This is a genomic window from Hephaestia sp. MAHUQ-44 (genome assembly GCF_023806085.1).
Lineage (GTDB): Bacteria > Pseudomonadota > Alphaproteobacteria > Sphingomonadales > Sphingomonadaceae > Sphingomonas.
Window position 1 is genome coordinate 389,610 of sequence record NZ_JAMSLX010000001.1, and the last position, 17,043, is coordinate 406,652.

Below are 17,043 nucleotides of genomic sequence, written 5' to 3' on the forward strand. Positions count from 1 at the left end.
CCATGTGGTGCAAACAGGCTGGATCGGCAAGCCGATAGCGGCCTATGGGACCATCATGCAGCGCCTCGCCATCTACGATATGGACCGTACGATCACCCATGCCCCCACCTGGACGCCGTTCCTGTGGGGGACGATGCGGCGCCACGCGCCGTGGCGGATGACCCTGGTGCCCGCGGCGGTCGTCGCCGCGCTCGGCTATGTCGCCAAGGTGATCGATCGCGCGCGGCTCAAGCAGACGATGCAGCGCCTGCTGCTCGGCGGATCGCTCGCGCCCGAAGCGGTCGAGGCTGCGGCCGAGGCATTCGCCGAGCGTGTGACCGCGACCGGCGTATTCGCCGGCGCGCGGGAGCGGATCGCGGCGGATCGCGCCGCCGGCTACCGGCTGGTGATGGCAACCGCATCGTATCGTTTCTACGTCAACGCCATCGCGCAGCGGCTGGGGTTCGACGACGTGATCGCGACCGAGGCGGAGATCGACGAGACCGGGCGGCTCTATGCGAAGATGGTCGGCGACAACGTCTACGGCCCCGCCAAGCTCGCTGCGATCGAGGCCTGGCTGGCGCGCGAAGGCATCGACCGCAAGGATTGCCACATCCGTTTCTATTCGGACCATGTTTCCGATGCGCCGGTGCTGCGCTGGGCCGACGAGCCGTTCGCGGTCAACGCCCACGGGCCGCTGCGCGCGCTCGCCCGCAAGCGCGGTTGGCCGATCGTCGACTGGGAGCGCTGACGCGCGCGGCCGGCGCTGTTTCCACAGGACGCAAGCACCGCTCACAACACGACATCGACCGTGTGGATGATGAGGCCGACCAGCCCGCCCACCAGCGTGCCGTTGACGCGGATATATTGGAGATCGCGCCCGACCGCATTTTCGAGCCGATCGGTGATCGTCCGCGCATCCCATCCGTGCACCGTTTCGGACACCAGCCGGACGATGCCGTCACCATAATCGGCGGCGACCCCCACCGCCGCGCGGCGCACGAAGCGGTTGATCGTCGCACGCAGCTTGTCATCGTGCTGGAGTGTTTCGCCAAGCTGGCGCAGCGCCTCGCCGAATTGCCCGGCGAGCGCATCATTGGGGTTGCGCACCAACCCGATCAGGCCGCGCCGTATCTGTTCCCATACGCTCATCCACCAGCGCTCGATCGCTGGGTTATCGAGCATCTCCGCCTTGAAACGGAACACGCGATCGCGCATTTCGGGATCGTGCTGGAGATCGAACGCGAGTTCGCCGAGGCTGTCTTCGATCTTGAGCCGCAGCGGATGATCGGGATCGTCGGCCATCTCGCCAAGCAGCCGATCGAGCGCGTCGATGATCTTGTTGGCGATCGTCTCGTCGAGCCCGGTCCAGCGCAGGATCGATCCCGAGCGCTCGTGCACCATCGATCGGATCAGCGCCTCGTTGCGCGTCAGCAGCGCGTTCGCCCAACGGATACCGCCATCGACGAGCGGAACGTGCCGATCCTCCTTCATCGCCGCCTGAAGCGCGCGGCCGAGCGCCGGCGCGGCGTTGATCGCGCGCAGCCGCTGCGCCAGCGCGCCCTTGACCATGCCGCCCAGCCGCTCCTGATCGAGCGCTTCGAGCACGTGCGCGATCAGCCGTGAGGCACCACGCCACAACCGGCCGCGCTCGGGCGGGGCGGCGAGGAACTTGCCGATCGCCGAGGCGATGTCGACGCGCCGCATCCGCCGCGCCACCACCGCGGGCGTCAGAAAATTGGCGCGCAGGAAAGACGCCAGCGTGGTCCCGATCCGATCCTTGTTGCGCGGCACGATCGCGGTGTGCGGGATCGGCAGCCCCAACGGATGACGGAACAAGGCGGTGACCGCGAACCAATCGGCGAGCCCGCCCACCATCGCGGCTTCGGCGAAACTCCGTAGATAGCCGAAGCCCGGATGGGCGGGTTCGAGCGCGCGCGCCATGAAGAACAGCGCGGCCATCAGCACGAGCAGCCCGGTCGCGATGATCCGCATCCGCACCAGCCCCGGCGATGCAGCATCCAACGACAAGGGGCGGGTGACAATGTTCATCACCGAAACAATCCCCGAAGGCGAGGATTGTTCAAGTGATTCGTCATTCGGCCGGCTGCGGTTCCTCATCATCGCCGCGATAGCCGATCGCGCCGCGCCGCCCCGGCAGCGCGGGGCCGCCGTGATGGTCGAGCGCCGGCACATCGCCGTCGCCCGGCCGATAGGTGAGCAGGCGACGCCCGAGCTTGGGCCCGATCCAGCGCTCGACCCCGACCGCAAGGCTGAAGGTGGCGGGCACGATCAGCAGCGTCAGCAGCGTCGACAGCGCAAGCCCGCCGATCACGGTGATGCCCATCGGTGCGCGCCAGCTATTGTCGCCGGTCAGCGAGATCGCCGTCGGAATCATGCCCGCGATCATCGCCACCGTGGTCATCACGATCGGCTGCGCGCGCTTGTGCCCGGCATCGATGATCGCGGTGAGGACGTCGACACCCTTGCTCATTTCCTCAAGCGCGAAATCGATCAGCAGGATCGAATTCTTTGCGACGATACCCAACAGCATCAACAACCCGATGAACACCGGCATCGACAGCGCATTGCCCGTCACCATCAGCGCGAGCAGCCCGCCCAGCGGCGCCAAAAGCAGCGACCCCATGTTGACGAACGGTGGCAGGAAACGGCGATAGAGCAGCACCAGCACCGCGAACACAAGGAAGGTGCCCGACACCACCGCGATCGCGAAATTCTTGAGCATCTCCGCCTGCCATTTGGCCTGGCCGACCTGAAGCTCATGAACGCCGAGCGGCAGCTTCTTCATCGTCGGGAGTGCGTGGATTTCCTTCATCGCCATGCTGTTGATGACGTTGGGCGCGAGATCGGCGCCGATCGTGAGTTGGCGCTGCTGATTGAGCCGCTCGATCTTGGTCGGCCCCGCGCCGAAGCCGATATCGGCCACCACGCGAAGCGGCACCGAGCCGCCCGATTGGGTGCTTACGGGTAGGTTCTCGATCGTCGATAACCGCTCGCGCGCGCTTTCGGCGAGCGCGACACGGATCGGAATCTGACGATCCGACAGCGAGAAGCGCGCGCTGTTCTGATCGATATCGCCCAGCGTCGCGATGCGGATCGCGCTCGACATCGCCGCGGTCGTCACCCCGAGATCGGCCGCGAGATCCATCCGCGGACGAATGACGATTTCGGGGCGCTGGAGGTCACCGGTGATGCGCGGCGCGACCACGGTCTTGAGCTTCGACATCTCGTTGACGAGCTTGACCGCGGTGTCGTTGAGCAGCTTCGGATCTTCACCCCCGAGTACGATCGTCAGATCACGCCCGCTCGACCCCCAGCCGCCCTGCGACTGGAAAGTGACGCGTGCGTCGGCGATCTGGTTGAGCCTGGGCGCGAGCGCGCGCTCGAACTCGGTCGAGGTTACCGTACGATCGTCGGCAAGCTGCGCGGTAACGCGGCCCGACCCCACGAACGCACGCTGATACACCGAGGTGACGATCTTCTGTTCACGCAGCAACGCCGCAACGCGATCGACCACGATTTTGGTCTGATCGAGCGTCGTACCGGGCACCATCTCGATGCGCACCGTGCTCGAATCGTCGTCCTGTTGGGGCTGGAACTGCATCGGCAGCATCGTGAAGCACGCGATCGTCAGCAGGAACGACGCGATCCCCATCCCGAACACCCAGACGCGGTGATCGCGGAACCGCGCACGCAGCCGGCCGAAAAAGCCGCGTCCCGCCGCCCGCGCCTTCGCCACGCGCGAATCGAGCGACCAGCGCAGAATCGCCATATAGCCATCCATCATCCGACCTTCGCCGTGCTTGGCGTGGCCGAAGGATTTGAGGAAATAGGCAGCGATCATCGGCGTCACCAGCCGCGCGACCGCCAGACTCATCACCACCGAGACGACGACGGTGAGGCCGAAATTCTTGAAGAACTGCCCCGCGACGCCGGGCATCAACCCCACGGGCAGGAACACCGCGACGATCGACATCGTGGTCGCGAGCACCGCCAGGCCGATCTCGTCGGCGGCGTCGATCGCGGCCTGATACGCGGTTTTGCCGCTGCGCATATGGCGGACGATATTCTCGATCTCGACGATCGCATCGTCGACCAGCACGCCCGCGACCAGACTGAGCGCGAGCAAGGTCATCTGGTTGAGGTTGAACCCCATCATCTCGATGAACCAGAAACTGGGGATCGCCGACAGGGGAATCGCGAGCGCCGAGATCAGCGTCGCGCGCCAATCGCGCAGGAACAGGAACACGACCACGACCGCGAGGAACGCGCCCTCGACCATCGCGTCGATCGCGCTTGCATATTGCTCCTCGGCATATTTGGCGTTGTTGTAGAGCTGGTGAAACTGAACCTTGGGGTTGCGCGTCTCGAGGTCTTTGAGCTTCTCGACCGCGCCGTGATAAACGGTCACGTCCGACGAGCCCTTGGCGCGCTGGATGTCGAAACTGACGACCTGGCGGCCGTTGATCGCCGACGACGATTTGAGCTCGGCGTAGAGATCCTTGACCTGGGCGATGTCGGCGAGCTTGATCGTCGTGCCGTTGCCGACCGCAATCTGCGTCTGGCCGAGCGTATAAGCGGTATCGGCATTGCCGAGCACGCGCACCGCCTGTTCGGACCCGGCGATTTCGGCCTTGCCGCCCGCCGCGTTCAGATTGACCTGGCGAAGTTGCTGGTTGACCCCGCTCGCGGTCAACCCGTGCGCCTGAAGCTTGACCGGATCGAGGATGACGCGAATTTCGCGGCTGACGCCGCCGTTGCGATTGACCCCGGCCATGCCGGGCACCGAGAGCAATTCCTTGGCGACGTCGTTGTCGATATACCAGCTCAATTCCTCGATCGTCATGTCGGTGGCGATCGCGGAGAAGCTTGCAAGGTCGTTATTGGTGGTATCGACGCGGCCGATCTGCGGCTCGAGGATACCGTCGGGCAGGTCGCTCCTGATCTGCTGGACCGCGCTGCGCACGTCTTCGACCGCGCGATCGATCGGCGTGCCGATATCGAGCTGGATCACCGTCTGGGACTGGCCTTCGGTCACGGTCGAATTGATCTCGTCGATCCCCGGCAGGCTGCGCACCGCCGATTCGACGCGCTGCGTGATCTGAGTCTCCATTTCGGAAGGCGCGGCGCCCGGCTGCGAGATCACGACCCAGACGATCGGGAAATCGATGTCAGGCTCGTTATTGACGTCCATCCGCATGAAGCTGACCATCCCTGCCAGCGTCAATGCGACGAACAGGACGATCGACGGAACCGGGTTCCGGATCGACCAGGCGGAGATGTTGCGGAAGTTCATGGCTTCGGCCTTTTAGTTCGCGCGCTTCTGGAGGACCGGCTTCACCTTGTCACCGGGGTTGAGGAAAGCGCCCGCGGAGACGACGACACGCTCGCTGCCGTCGAGCCCCTTGGCGATCGCCACGCCCTTGTCGGACACCTCGCCCGTCGTCACGTCGCGGCGGACGACCTTGTCGTCCTTGCCGACGATATAGACGTAATTGCGTCCGCCGTCGCTCTGCACCGCCGATTCGGGAAGCAGCGGCGCCTGATTCGAGCCCGCGATGATCTGCGCCGAGGCGAACCCGCCGGGGCGAAGCGCCGGCGCATAAGCGAGCGCGATCCGCGCAATGCCCTGACGCGTGGTCGGATCGATGACCGACGAAATCTGCCAGATCTGGCCAGTGAAATGCTGATCGGTCCCCACCGGGGTTACCGTCGCCGACACACCGGTCGACAACCGCGCGAGATCCGCTTCGGCGAGCTTCGCCTGCATTTCCATCTGGCCGCCCAGCGCGACCCGGAACAGCACGCCGCTACCCGCGCTCACGATCTGGCCGGGCTCGACGTCGCGCGTCAGCACCAGCCCCGCCGCAGGCGCGCGGATATCGAGCCTGCTGTTGCGCGCATGGGTTTCGGCAAGCGACGCCTTGGCGACGTTGACGCGGGCGACCGCGGCGTCACGCGTGGCGGTCTTGCTGTCGATATCGGCCTGCGAAATGAACCCGCGCGATACGAGTTGCCGGGCGCGATCGAGATCGGACTGGGCGAGCTTGGCATCGGCCTCGGCGACACGGACCTGCGCGGCCAGCGATGTCGCGGTCTCGGCCTGCACCGACCGATCGACCATCGCGAGCACCTGCCCCGCCTTCACCCATGTGCCGGCATCGACGAGCACGCGCGTCACGCGCCCGCCCTCACCCGCGACGCCGACCGGCATTTCACGGCGCGCAGCGATCGTGCCGGTCGCCGAAATATCGCGGACAATGGTGTCGTTGCCGGGCTGCATGACCGAGACCGTCGGAATCTGCGTGCTCGGATCGACCGCGCCGAACGGCTGGTCCACCGGTTTCGAATGGCCGAGCGCGAGATAGCCGACCACCAGCACAATCGCCGCGGCGACCACGGCGTAGACGACCCAGCGACGACGGCGCCCGCCACCCTCGCTCATATCCGGCAACGTATAGCGCTCTGCCTCGCCGACCGCCCCCGATTCGTAGTTCATGTGCTGTGTCACTTTCCCGTCCGGCCGTCCTGCCGTTTCTGTGGAGGGGTGTATTATAGAAATATATCACCGCACTCAAGCGGTCGCATGCGCTTTTTTTGACGGCATTGCATGACGCGGCCCCGGCAACCTGCAACTCGTTCCATGGGAGAAACGGTTGCAATGGAGGATCGTTGCGCAGAGAATACCGCCAGGCTGCGGCACAGCAGCGCGCGAGAGGAGATCAGGATCGATGCCCGAGCGCTCGATGCTGGAATGGGTGCTGATCGGCATCGTCGTGGGCGTGATCGCACGGCTGCTGATGCCCGGCCGTGATCCCGGCGGTTTCGTCGTTGCCATCCTGATCGCCATCGTCGGTGCGCTGTGCGGCGGCATGATCGCGCAGATTCTCGGCTGGCCGATCGGTGTGGGCTGGGGCAACGACATCGCCGCCGGGCTTGGCGCGATCGCACTGATGCTTGCTTATCGATGGATGCTCGCCCGCCGCGCCTGAGCATGCCGTTCAGCGCAGGTTAGGCAGGCAACCCCGAGAGGCCGCTTAGCGTTGATTTCAGGAGAATATCTATGCACCGTCTCGCTATTGCCCTCGCTGCAGCGCCGGTCGCCGCCATACCGGCAGCCGCGCAAACGCTCCCCGACGCAACGCCCGCCATGCTGCCCGACGGCACGCTGCTCGACATCACCGCCGCGGGCAAAAGTACCCGCGTCCCCGATCTCGCCACGATTCGCGCCGGCGTGGTCACGCAGGCCCCGACCGCCGCTGCCGCGCTCAGCGACAATGCCCAGCGCATGGCTGGCGTGCTCGGCGCGCTGAAAGCGGCGGGCGTCGCTGCACGCGACATCGCGACCGCCAATGTGCAACTGTCGCCGCAATATCGGTATGGCGACAACCAGCCGCCGGTCATCACCGGCTATCAGGCGACCAATTCGGTCTCGATTCGTTTCCGCGACGTCGCCAAAAGCGGGACGATCCTCGATGCGCTGGTCAAACAGGGCGCCAACCAGATCGACGGCCCCAACTTCTCGCTCGACAAACCCGACGCCGCGCTCGACGAGGCGCGCGCCGATGCCGTCAAGCAGGCGCGCGCACGTGCCGAACTCTACGCCAATGCCGCTGGTCTGCGGGTCGCGCGTATCGTTTCGATCAGCGAGAGCGGAAGCAACGCCGGCTATCCGCCACCACGTCCGGTGATGTACGCCATGCGTGCCGCCGCCGCCGCCGATACGCCGATCGTCCCCGGCGAGACCGACGTGACCGTCAATCTCCAGGTCCGCTTCCTGCTCAAATGAAAGAAGGCGCCGCCCGGTGCGGCCGGGCGGCGCCTCATCTACCCCTGATGTGATCGGATCAGATCAACGGACGCTACCGCGCCGTATCAGATTGACGATCGCCAGCAGGATGATCGCACCAAGCAGTGAGACCAGGAACGAATAGATTGTCAGCGGCGCATTGTTGATCGACCCGCCGGTGAAGATCAGCCCGCCGACAAACGCACCGACGACGCCGACGACAACGTTGAGCAGAATACCCTGTTGGGCGTCGGTCCGCATGATCAGGCTCGCAAGCCAGCCAATGACACCGCCGATAATCAGCCAGATGATGATATTCATGAAGCCGTCCCTCCGTTCATAACCCGGTATGTCGCCGGGTGGTAAACGGAAAGACTCGCGAGCGGGGCATCTTGTTCCGCAGGCGTTTTGTTTATCAGCCTTTGCTTCAATATTTCTGTTGGCGCTCGTAGAGCGACTTGTAATGCTGGATGCGCGTCACGCGCAGTCCCGGCATGCCCGAACGATCGATCGCACGCTGCCAGCTCGCGAATTCCTCGGCGGTAAGGCCGTAGCGATCGCACACTTCGTCCACCGTCAGCAGGCCGCCGTTGACCGCAGCGACGACCTCGGCCTTGCGCCGCACCACCCAGCGGGTCGTGTCGGCAGGCGGCAGCGTCTCCAGCGTCAGCGGTTCGCCGAGCGGGCCGATTACCCTGGCAGGGCGAATCTTCTGGTTCTCGATCATCTACACCTCATCGGGGGGCGGGGGCCCCCTGTTTCACTCAACACGGCACAAGCTCTGACGCAGGGGCTTCAACATCGCCTGAAGCGGCACGGTAAACGGCGCATTTACGCCTCCCGCCGATGGCGCAGCGAGGCGGCGACCAACGCATTGAAAGCACCGTGCGCGGGCGCGAGCAGGTTTGTCTCGAACGGCGGGCACGTCTGTCGCGCGAAAAACATTGCCGTCGGGCTCGTGGCCTGGCGCGCCGAGACCGAGACCATCATCACCGCCAGATCGGGCGGCAGACCGACGATCGCCTCGCTCTTGTCAAAACGGCTGAAACTCAGATCGACCAACGCCCGACGGACCTTTTCATTTCTACATGTTCGGAAAATCCGTCCTACGCGGCGTGTCTGAAGGTCCGGTAAACTCGGCGGCAACGGCTTGGAAACCGTCCTCGCTTTGCATCGCCGCGCCGCGTGGCTTATGGGCGACGCCGATGATCGAAGGCGATTTCCAGCTCGGCGCGGATTTGACCGGCCGCCGTATCGTCGTCGCCATGTCGGGCGGCGTCGACAGCTCGGTGGTGGCCGCACTCGCGCACGCCACCGGCGCCGAGACGATCGGCGTCACACTCCAGCTCTACGACCACGGCGAGGCAGTGGGCCGCGCGGGATCGTGCTGCGCGGGCCGCGACATTCGCGACGCGCGTGCCGTGTGTGACCGGTTGGGAATCGCGCATTACGTGTTCGATCACGAAACGAGCTTCCGCGCGCAGGTGATCGACGATTTCGCCGACGAATATCTCGCCGGCCGCACGCCGATCCCGTGCGTCAAGTGCAACATGGGGCCCAAATTCACCGACCTGTTCGGGCTCGCGCGGGAACTCGGCGCGGACGCGCTGGCCACCGGCCATTATATCCGCCGCGTCGAAGGCCCCACCGGCCCCGAACTGCACCGCGCGATCGATCCGGCCCGCGACCAGAGCTATTTCCTGTTCGCGACCACCACCGACCAACTCGATTTCCTGCGCTTCCCGCTGGGCGCGCTCCCCAAGGCGCGCGTGCGCGAGATCGCGGTCGAACTGGGCCTCGGCGTCGCCGCCAAGCCCGACAGCCAGGATATCTGCTTCGTGCCCGACGGCAATTATGCCGGGCTGGTCAAGAAGCTCCGGCCCGAAGCCGATGCGGCGGGCGATATCGTCGACGAGGCGGGCCACAAGCTGGGCGAGCATCGCGGGCTGATCCATTTCACCGTCGGCCAGCGGCGCGGGATCGAGCTCGGCGGCCAGGCAGAACCGCTGTACGTGATCCGGCTGGAGCCCGACACGCGGCGGCTGGTGGTTGGTCCCAAGGCAGCGCTCGCGGTGCGCGCGGCGCGCTTGACCGACATCAACTGGATCGGAGAACGCCACACCGGCGCCGTCACCGCCAAGGTGCGCTCGCTCGCCAAGCCGGTGCCCGCGCGCATCCTGGGCGACGATCTGGTGTTCGACGCGCCCGAATATGGCGTCGCGCCCGGACAGGCGGCAGTGCTCTACGCCGGCGAGCGCGTGCTTGGCGGCGGCTGGATCGCCGAGACCGAGCGCGCGGTGGCCGTACTGGCCGCCTGAGTCGATCGCCCGAACGCTCGTCTGCGCGCATCGATCGCCGTGATCGAGACATTGCATGAGGGGATGCTGGACCCAATGTGGGGGTCGAATCGTTAGTGCAACGACAGACTCATCAATCAAGGAGCATCCACGATGGCCACGACCAAGGCGCCGCTGAAGACGCCGACCGACCTCACGACCAACGCCGCCAAGACGGTCGCCGAAGCCCTGAACGGCATCCTCGCCGATTCGTACGCGCTCTATTTCAAGACCAAGAATTTCCACTGGCACGTCTCGGGGCCGCATTTTCACGATTATCACCTGATGTTCGACGCCCAGGCGGCGCAGATCCTGGCCACCACCGATCAGATCGCCGAGCGCGTGCGCAAGACGGGCAACACCACCCTGCGCTCGATCGGCGATGTCGGGCGGCATCAGTCGATCAACGACAATGACAGCGAATTCGTGACGCCCGAAGACATGCTCGCGGAATTGCGCGACGACAATCGCAAGCTGGTCGAGGCGTTGCGCGAGGCCAAGGACATCGTCGACGATGCCAAGGACAATGCGACCAGCGGCATCCTCGACGAATGGACCGATCAGGCCGAAGAGCGCGCCTGGTTCCTGTTCGAGGCGAGCCGCAAGAACTGAGCCGCAACGATTATCCGGGCACGCGATTGAACCGGCGCGGCGAATCGGAGATGCACGATGCTCAAATGGGCGTTTCTCTTTCTGGTTGCCGGGCTGGCTCTCGGCGTGCTCGGGTTCACCGCGCTCGGCGGTGCCTTTGTGGGCATCGCCAAGATGCTGTTCTTCATCGTGATCGCGATCGCCGTCATCCTGCTCGTGCTCGGGCTGATGGTCGGCAAGGGCATCAAGGACGCGATCGACTGATCCACGCGACGGGCCGTTCGTGAGCCGGGCGGTGACCGCCCGGCTGATGCCCGGTGTCGAAGCGATCGACGCCGCCGATTGGGATGCCTGCGCGGGCAATGCCAATCCGTTCGTCGGCCACGCCTTCCTCGCGCTGCTCGAACAATCGGGAAGCGCGACGGCGGCGGCCGGCTGGCAACCGTTGCCGATCGTCGTCGACGGGCCGGACGGACGGCCCTGCGCGATCGCCCCGGCGTACGCCAAGAGCCACAGCCAGGGCGAATATGTCTTCGATCACCCCTGGGCCGACGCCTGGGAGCGCGCCGGAGGTGCTTATTACCCCAAGCTCCAGGTCGCGGTGCCGTTCACACCGGTACCGGGCCCGCGCCTGCTGCTGCGCGACGCGGCGCTGGCGCCGGCGCTGATCGCCGCAATCGAGGCGGTCACCGATCAGCACGGCCTATCCTCCGCCCATGCAACGTTCGCCGCCGCCGATCAGGTGCCGTATTTCGAGGCGGCGGGCTGGCTGATCCGGCAGGGGACGCAATTCCATTGGCAGAATCGGGGCTATCGCTGCTTCGACGATTTTCTGGGCCAACTCGCCTCACGCAAGCGCAAGGCGATCCGGCACGAACGCGCCAAAGCGGCGGCCGGGCTGACGATCCGCCATCTGACCGGCGACGCCATCACCGAGGCGCATTGGGACGCGTTCTGGCAATTCTATCAGGATACCGGATCGCGCAAATGGGGGCGCCCCTACCTGACCCGCGCGTTCTTCTCGCTGCTCGGGCAGGCGATGGCGGACAAAGTGCTGCTGATCCTCGCCGAACGCGACGGCCGAGCGATCGCGGGCGCGCTCAACCTGATCGGCGCCGACACGCTCTATGGCCGCTATTGGGGAGCGATCGAAGAGGTGCCGTTCCTCCATTTCGAATTGTGCTATTATCAGGCCATCGACGCCGCGATCGCGCGCGGGCTGGCGACCGTCGAGGCAGGCGCGCAGGGCGAGCACAAGCTCGCGCGCGGCTATGAGCCGGTGCCGACCTTTTCCGCGCATTACCTGCCCGATCCCGGATTCCGCCGCGCGGTCGCCGATTTCCTGGCCCGCGAGCGCGAGGCGGTCGAGGCCGACCGCCATTTCCTCGCCGAGATGATGCCGTTCAGGAAGGGTTGAACGGCGCGGGCTGGGTGTGATCGTCGATCCGGTACAGAACGCTTGTCCCCGATCGCCAGATCGGCGTCATGCCCTTGGTCAGCGCGGGATCGTAAGGCGGGGGCTGGATCAGCCAGACATAATCGAACGCCGACCGCGGGAAATCGGCGAGCGCCTTGGCAATCGGCCGCCACAATTCGTTCGGGCATTGCGTCAAGGTGGTGATCTGCGACGGATCATGCCCGAAGCCCTGCGCGGCGCGATAGCGCAATGTCAGCAATTGCGCGCCAGCCATCGACCATTGGTCGTTGGAAAAAGCCAGCCGTCGCTCAAGCGCGAAGGCAGGCAGATGCTCGAAGCGCGGGCCATACCAGATATTGCGGCAGGCGACCCCGACGAACGACACCATCCTGGCCCCGACCGGGACATGATCGAGCGCGGTGAGTTCCTGTTTCCAGCTGCGATCGTAAAGATAGAGGCTCGCGGTCGTCGCGGTGATCCGAACGCCAAAGAAAGCCAGCCCGGCCGCCGCGAGCAACGACGCACCGCGCATCGAAAGCCCGGGCTTGGGGCGCAAAGCAAGCACCGCGATCCCGGCCAGATAGGGCGCAAGCCGCATGTCGGCATAAGCCGATCCGAACACGATCCGGGGCAACAGGACATAGACCGCGATCAGGAACAGCGCCGACAGGGTCAGGTTGCGCGAATATTGGATATTGGGATCGCGGATACCCTTGAGCAGGATCAGATAGAGGATCGCGACCGAAGCAATATCGAACGCCATCCAGCGATCACGCAGCATCATCACCAGCCAGGCGACCTTGGCCCCCCAGTTGAACCAGTCCGCGGTCTGGCCCGAGACATGCTGGCCGCTGCGCCACATCGCCATCAGCACCATCGGCAGCGCAAGCACAAGGCAATGCGGAATCGCGCGGAACCACGCCTTGAACCACGGATGGCCCCGATCGCGCTGGCGGACCAGTTCGCCCGAAAAGGCGAGGACGCCGAGCACGCCCCAGCCATAGGTATGGCACAGCCAGATCGCGCAGGAGAGCGGGATAAAGACCGCCGCGCGCAAGGCGATGCGGTTCTGCCGCCCGAGCCGCAGCCACAAGGCGAAGGCGTTGAGCGCCAGCGCCATCGACAGCGTGAAATTGGCGAACCCGAAATGGAACGGGTACGAATAAGCGATCGGCAGCGCGAACAGCGCGGTCGCCGGGACATGCCCATGCACCTCGCGCGCGATCCACAGCAGCCCGCTGACGGTGAGCACGGGGATCGCGATCACGATCAGCTTGACGGCGAGTTCAACCCCCAGCAGCCGCCCGAGCGGTTCGATGAGGAGATCGATCCCGAGATTACCGATCAGCGACCATTCGAACGCGTACCAATCATCGAGCCAGCGATAGGTGCCGTAATCGAGCTGGACGCGATAGCGCGCCATGTGCCCCGGAAGGTCGACCAGCGGCGGCACCGTCGGCCACAGCAGCGGGACAGCCGCAAGCGCCACCAGCGCCGCGAGCACCCACCGCTGGTTCCACCACTGTCGCTGCTGTTCCATTCGCGTGCCTTACGGGGGGACCGATCTCAACCGCAACCGTTAAGCGGCACGACCGCGCGGGCGCCGCTCAGCCGCGATCGCGGCGGCCCAGCAAGCGGAGCCGAAGCGCGTTCAATTTGATGAAGCCTTCCGCGTCGCGCTGGTCATAGGCGCCCTCGTCGTCCTCGAAGGTCACGACCTTTTCCGAATAGAGGCTGTTGGGCGACTTGCGGCCGATGACGTTGACGCTGCCCTTGTAGAGCTTGAGCCGTACCGTCCCGGCGACCTTTTCCTGGCTGTGATCGATCGCCGCCTGGAGCATCTCGCGTTCGGGCGCGAACCAGAAGCCGTTATAGACCAGTTCGGCGTAGCGCACCGCCAGTTCGTCCTTGAGGTGCGCGGCGCCGCGATCGAGCGTCAGTTGCTCGATGCCGCGATGCGCGGCGTGATAGATGGTGCCGCCGGGCGTCTCATACATGCCGCGCGACTTCATGCCCACAAAGCGGTTCTCGACCAGATCGAGCCGACCAATGCCGTGCTTGCGACCGAGATCGTTGAGCCGGGTGAGCAACGTGGCGGGGCTGACGCCCTCGCCGTTGAGCGCGATGCCATCGCCGCGCTCGAAATCGATCGTGATGATCTCAGGCGCGTCAGGCGCGTCCTCGGGATTGACGGTGCGCGAATAGACGTAATCGGGCACCACCTCCCACGGATCCTCGAGCACCTTGCCTTCGGACGAGGTGTGCAGAAGGTTCGCATCGGTCGAAAAGGGCGATTCGCCGCGCTTGTCCTTGGGTACCATGATCTGGTGCTTTTCGGCGAAATCGATCAGCGCGGTGCGGCTGTTGAGATCCCATTCGCGCCACGGCGCGATCACCTTGATGTCGGGCGCGAGCGCGTAATAGCCGAGCTCGAAACGAACCTGATCGTTGCCCTTGCCGGTCGCGCCGTGCGACACCGCATCGGCCCCCACCTGACGCGCGATCTCGACCTGGCGCTTGGCGATCAGCGGCCGCGCGATCGAGGTGCCGAGCAGGTACAGCCCCTCGTAAAGCGCGTTGGCGCGCATCATCGGGAAGACGTAATCCTTGACGAATTCCTCGCGCAGATCATCGATGAAGATATGTTCGGGGCGGACGCCCGCGGCCTCGGCCTTCTTGCGTGCGGGCTCGAGTTCCTCGCCCTGCCCGAGATCGGCGGTGAAAGTAACGACCTCGCAATTATAGGTTTGCTGGAGCCATTTGAGAATCACGCTCGTGTCCAGCCCGCCCGAATAGGCAAGAACGACGCGGTTGATCTTCTCGGACATGGTCGGCAGCTCCGTGGAGGGGAATCGAGGCGGGCTCTACGGCGCCCTCTTCGCGAGTGCAACAGAGCGTAGCAACCCCGGCAGAAACGCCCCCAGCGCCGCCGCGCGATAGATATAGCTCAACACCAGCGCGAGCCACATCCCCCACACCCCCGCCGGGCGCAGCAGCAGATCGGTGACGATATAGGCGGCGGTAGCGAGAATCGCAGCATTGCGCAGCGCCCGGCCGCGCGTCGCGCCGATGAAAATACCGTCGAGCAGCCAGGCCGGCGCGCCGATCGCGGGGACGATCGCCACCAGCGGCAGCATCGAGACGGCGATCGCGCGCACCTCCTGATTGCTCGCCAGCGCGGCGATGAAAGCGCCGCCGCCCACCCAGAAGAAAAGCGCGAAGGCGACCCCGGCGGCGAGACAAAATTCGCCGATCAACCGGATCGCGCGGCGCAGCGACGTCGCCGACCCCGCGCCGATCGCCTGGCCGATGCGCGATTCGGCGGTGAAGGCGAAGCCATCGAGCACGAAGGCCGACACGCTGACGAACTGCATCAATACCTGATTCGCCGCTAGCGTCGTCTCACCCAGCCGCGCCCCGGCATTGGTGAACCAGGCGAACAGCAGCAGCAACGCGATGGTGCGGATCATGATGTCGGCATTGACCGCGAACAGCCGCCGTATCGCCTCCCGCGCGAACAGCCGCCTGGCGCGCAACCGGCGCCACACCGCGAGCCCACCGGTATAGCGGCACGCAATCAGCACGCCGACGACCAGCGCGACCCATTCGGCACACGCGGTGCCAAGCCCGACGCCGCGCGCGCCCATCCCATAATACCAGACGAACAGCACGCTGAGCACGATATTGACGAGGTTCATCACGACTTGAAGCGCCAGCGCGGCGCGTGTCCGGCCCAGCCCGAGCAGCCAGCCGTTGATCGCGAACACCGCAAGCGACGCCGGCGCACCGAGGAACCGCGCGGCGACATAGCCCTCCGCCGCCGCATCGAGCCCGGCGCCGCCCGCGAGCAACGCAAAAGCAAGCGGGATCAGCACGATCTGGAGCGCGAACAGCACGAGCCCGAGCCCGAAACCGAGCGCGAGGCCACGCAACAGCATCGCCTCGACCTCGGCGACGTCGCCCGCGCCCTCGGCCTGTGCGGTCATCCCCGTCATCCCCATGCGCAGGAAGCCGAAGGTCCAGAACAAGAGGTTGATGATCGTCGCGCCGAGCGCGACCCCGGCAAGCGCGGTGGCATCGGCGGTGTGGCCGATTACCGCGGTATCGACGAGCCCGACCAGCGGCACCGTCGTCTGGCCGAGCATGATCGGCCAGGCCTGTGCGAAAATCGATCGCCGGGTGAGCGCGGTGGTCACGCTGGCGCCATCGCCGCTTCGACGGCAATGTTCAAGCGCCCACGCGAGGTGGCGCGTGCCGCAACGAAGCGGCACGACCGATCGCTGGCCCTCTTCCCCGCTGCTCGATTGGCGTGGCCCACGCGATCGCTGCCCATCCGATGCCGCCGCTCAGGGCAATCGATAATGATCTCCGAGCCGATCGAGCGCGATACCCAGTACGAGCTTGCCCGCGCGCGCCGGCCAGCCGAGCCCGCGCTCGGCGGCGGGCAACCCCTCGCCCGCGCACACCACCCGCCACAGGATATCGGAGAGCCCCGCGCCAACGCCCGCGATCGCGGCATCGAAGCGCCGCTTGGCGTCGATCTGCATGGTGGTCGGATCGGGGACCTGCGGTGCCGCGTGGCGCGCGTGCGGCGTCGCATCCCAGCGCATCGTGATCCGCGCGCCCAGCGCCGCGCGTTCGTAATCGGCGCGCAGCCGCTCGCCCGCCTCGACCTGCCGCGCCGAAACGAAGCCCCGCGACGCGAGCCACGACAGGGGCGATTCGGCAAGGTTGACCGTCACACTGCGGCGCCGTGGCTCGGCACTTCCGGCCCGGATCACACCGTGTTCGTCCACATGCCTTTCCGCGAGATCGCGCATCCTGTCCTCCATCGCCGAGTCGCGCGAAGGCTTGCCACATCGGCAGGATTGTAGGACAGCAAGAAACCAGACCGGTTAAAAGGAAGCTTG

17 protein-coding genes are annotated in these 17,043 nt (G+C 65.7%); 7 read left to right on the plus strand and 10 right to left on the minus strand.

What is annotated here, in order from left to right; translation table 11 throughout:
• The first annotated feature begins 55 nt into the window (after positions 1-55).
• Positions 56-730, plus strand: a complete 675-nt coding sequence (locus NFE57_RS01865) for an HAD family hydrolase (RefSeq protein WP_252133849.1) — start codon at positions 56-58, stop codon at positions 728-730.
• 41 nt (positions 731-771) lie between these two features.
• On the opposite strand, the gene NFE57_RS01870 is transcribed toward NFE57_RS01865, so the two are convergent.
• Genes NFE57_RS01870 through NFE57_RS01880 form a run of 3 tightly spaced genes read right to left on the minus strand, consistent with a single transcriptional unit; the run spans position 772 to position 6,499 of the window.
• Entirely contained in the window at positions 772-2,031 is a 1,260-nt protein-coding gene (locus NFE57_RS01870; RefSeq protein ID WP_252133850.1) for a DUF445 domain-containing protein, read from the minus strand.
• Positions 2,032-2,074: 43 nt separating this feature from the next.
• Entirely contained in the window at positions 2,075-5,296 is a 3,222-nt protein-coding gene (locus NFE57_RS01875; RefSeq protein WP_252133851.1) for an efflux RND transporter permease subunit, read from the minus strand.
• Positions 5,297-5,308: 12 nt separating this feature from the next.
• The gene (locus tag NFE57_RS01880; RefSeq protein ID WP_252133852.1) at positions 5,309-6,499 is read right to left on the minus strand and encodes an efflux RND transporter periplasmic adaptor subunit; all 1,191 of its coding nucleotides are present in this window, start codon (positions 6,497-6,499) and stop codon (positions 5,309-5,311) included.
• 232 nt (positions 6,500-6,731) lie between these two features.
• Between NFE57_RS01880 and NFE57_RS01885 the strand changes: the two genes are divergently transcribed.
• On the plus strand, positions 6,732-6,992 hold the full coding sequence (locus NFE57_RS01885; RefSeq protein WP_252133853.1) for a GlsB/YeaQ/YmgE family stress response membrane protein: 261 nt from the start codon (positions 6,732-6,734) through the stop codon (positions 6,990-6,992).
• Between the two features lie 71 nt (positions 6,993-7,063).
• Positions 7,064-7,789: an SIMPL domain-containing protein gene (locus NFE57_RS01890; RefSeq protein ID WP_252133854.1), complete on the plus strand. Its 726-nt coding sequence runs from the start codon at positions 7,064-7,066 to the stop codon at positions 7,787-7,789.
• A 63-nt stretch (positions 7,790-7,852) separates the two neighbouring features.
• Here NFE57_RS01890 and NFE57_RS01895 read toward each other — a convergent pair whose 3' ends face one another.
• From NFE57_RS01895 to NFE57_RS01905, 3 genes are all read right to left on the minus strand, one after another.
• A complete protein-coding gene (locus NFE57_RS01895; RefSeq protein ID WP_252133855.1) occupies positions 7,853-8,110 on the minus strand; it encodes a GlsB/YeaQ/YmgE family stress response membrane protein in 258 nt (85 codons plus the stop codon).
• Between the two features lie 106 nt (positions 8,111-8,216).
• Positions 8,217-8,516: a CtrA inhibitor SciP gene (sciP, locus tag NFE57_RS01900; RefSeq protein WP_252133856.1), complete on the minus strand. Its 300-nt coding sequence runs from the start codon at positions 8,514-8,516 to the stop codon at positions 8,217-8,219.
• A 104-nt stretch (positions 8,517-8,620) separates the two neighbouring features.
• On the minus strand, positions 8,621-8,851 hold the full coding sequence (locus NFE57_RS01905; RefSeq protein WP_252133857.1) for a hypothetical protein: 231 nt from the start codon (positions 8,849-8,851) through the stop codon (positions 8,621-8,623).
• 143 nt (positions 8,852-8,994) lie between these two features.
• Here NFE57_RS01905 and mnmA point away from each other — a divergent pair, with 143 nt between their 5' ends.
• The 4 genes from mnmA (at position 8,995) to NFE57_RS01925 (ending at position 12,133) form a co-directional block, all read left to right on the plus strand.
• Positions 8,995-10,107, plus strand: a complete 1,113-nt coding sequence (gene mnmA / locus NFE57_RS01910; RefSeq protein WP_252133858.1) for a tRNA 2-thiouridine(34) synthase MnmA — start codon at positions 8,995-8,997, stop codon at positions 10,105-10,107.
• A gap of 132 nt (positions 10,108-10,239) precedes the next feature.
• The gene (locus NFE57_RS01915) at positions 10,240-10,737 is read left to right on the plus strand and encodes a Dps family protein (RefSeq protein WP_252133859.1); all 498 of its coding nucleotides are present in this window, start codon (positions 10,240-10,242) and stop codon (positions 10,735-10,737) included.
• A gap of 57 nt (positions 10,738-10,794) precedes the next feature.
• Positions 10,795-10,980, plus strand: a complete 186-nt coding sequence (locus NFE57_RS01920) for a DUF1328 domain-containing protein (protein WP_252133860.1) — start codon at positions 10,795-10,797, stop codon at positions 10,978-10,980.
• A 46-nt stretch (positions 10,981-11,026) separates the two neighbouring features.
• A complete protein-coding gene (locus tag NFE57_RS01925; protein ID WP_252133915.1) occupies positions 11,027-12,133 on the plus strand; it encodes a GNAT family N-acetyltransferase in 1,107 nt (368 codons plus the stop codon).
• Here NFE57_RS01925 and NFE57_RS01930 read toward each other — a convergent pair.
• From NFE57_RS01930 to NFE57_RS01945, 4 genes are all read right to left on the minus strand, one after another.
• A complete protein-coding gene (locus tag NFE57_RS01930) occupies positions 12,120-13,673 on the minus strand; it encodes a hypothetical protein (RefSeq protein WP_252133861.1) in 1,554 nt (517 codons plus the stop codon). The two genes, NFE57_RS01925 and NFE57_RS01930, sit on opposite strands and share 14 nt — an antisense overlap.
• Before the next feature lie 67 nt (positions 13,674-13,740).
• Complete coding sequence (locus NFE57_RS01935) at positions 13,741-14,961, minus strand: argininosuccinate synthase (RefSeq protein ID WP_252133862.1); 1,221 nt, start codon at positions 14,959-14,961, stop codon at positions 13,741-13,743.
• A gap of 36 nt (positions 14,962-14,997) precedes the next feature.
• Complete coding sequence (locus tag NFE57_RS01940) at positions 14,998-16,329, minus strand: MATE family efflux transporter (protein ID WP_252133863.1); 1,332 nt, start codon at positions 16,327-16,329, stop codon at positions 14,998-15,000.
• 150 nt (positions 16,330-16,479) lie between these two features.
• The gene (locus NFE57_RS01945) at positions 16,480-16,953 is read right to left on the minus strand and encodes a DUF6456 domain-containing protein (RefSeq protein ID WP_252133864.1); all 474 of its coding nucleotides are present in this window, start codon (positions 16,951-16,953) and stop codon (positions 16,480-16,482) included.
• Positions 16,954-17,043 lie beyond the last annotated feature (90 nt).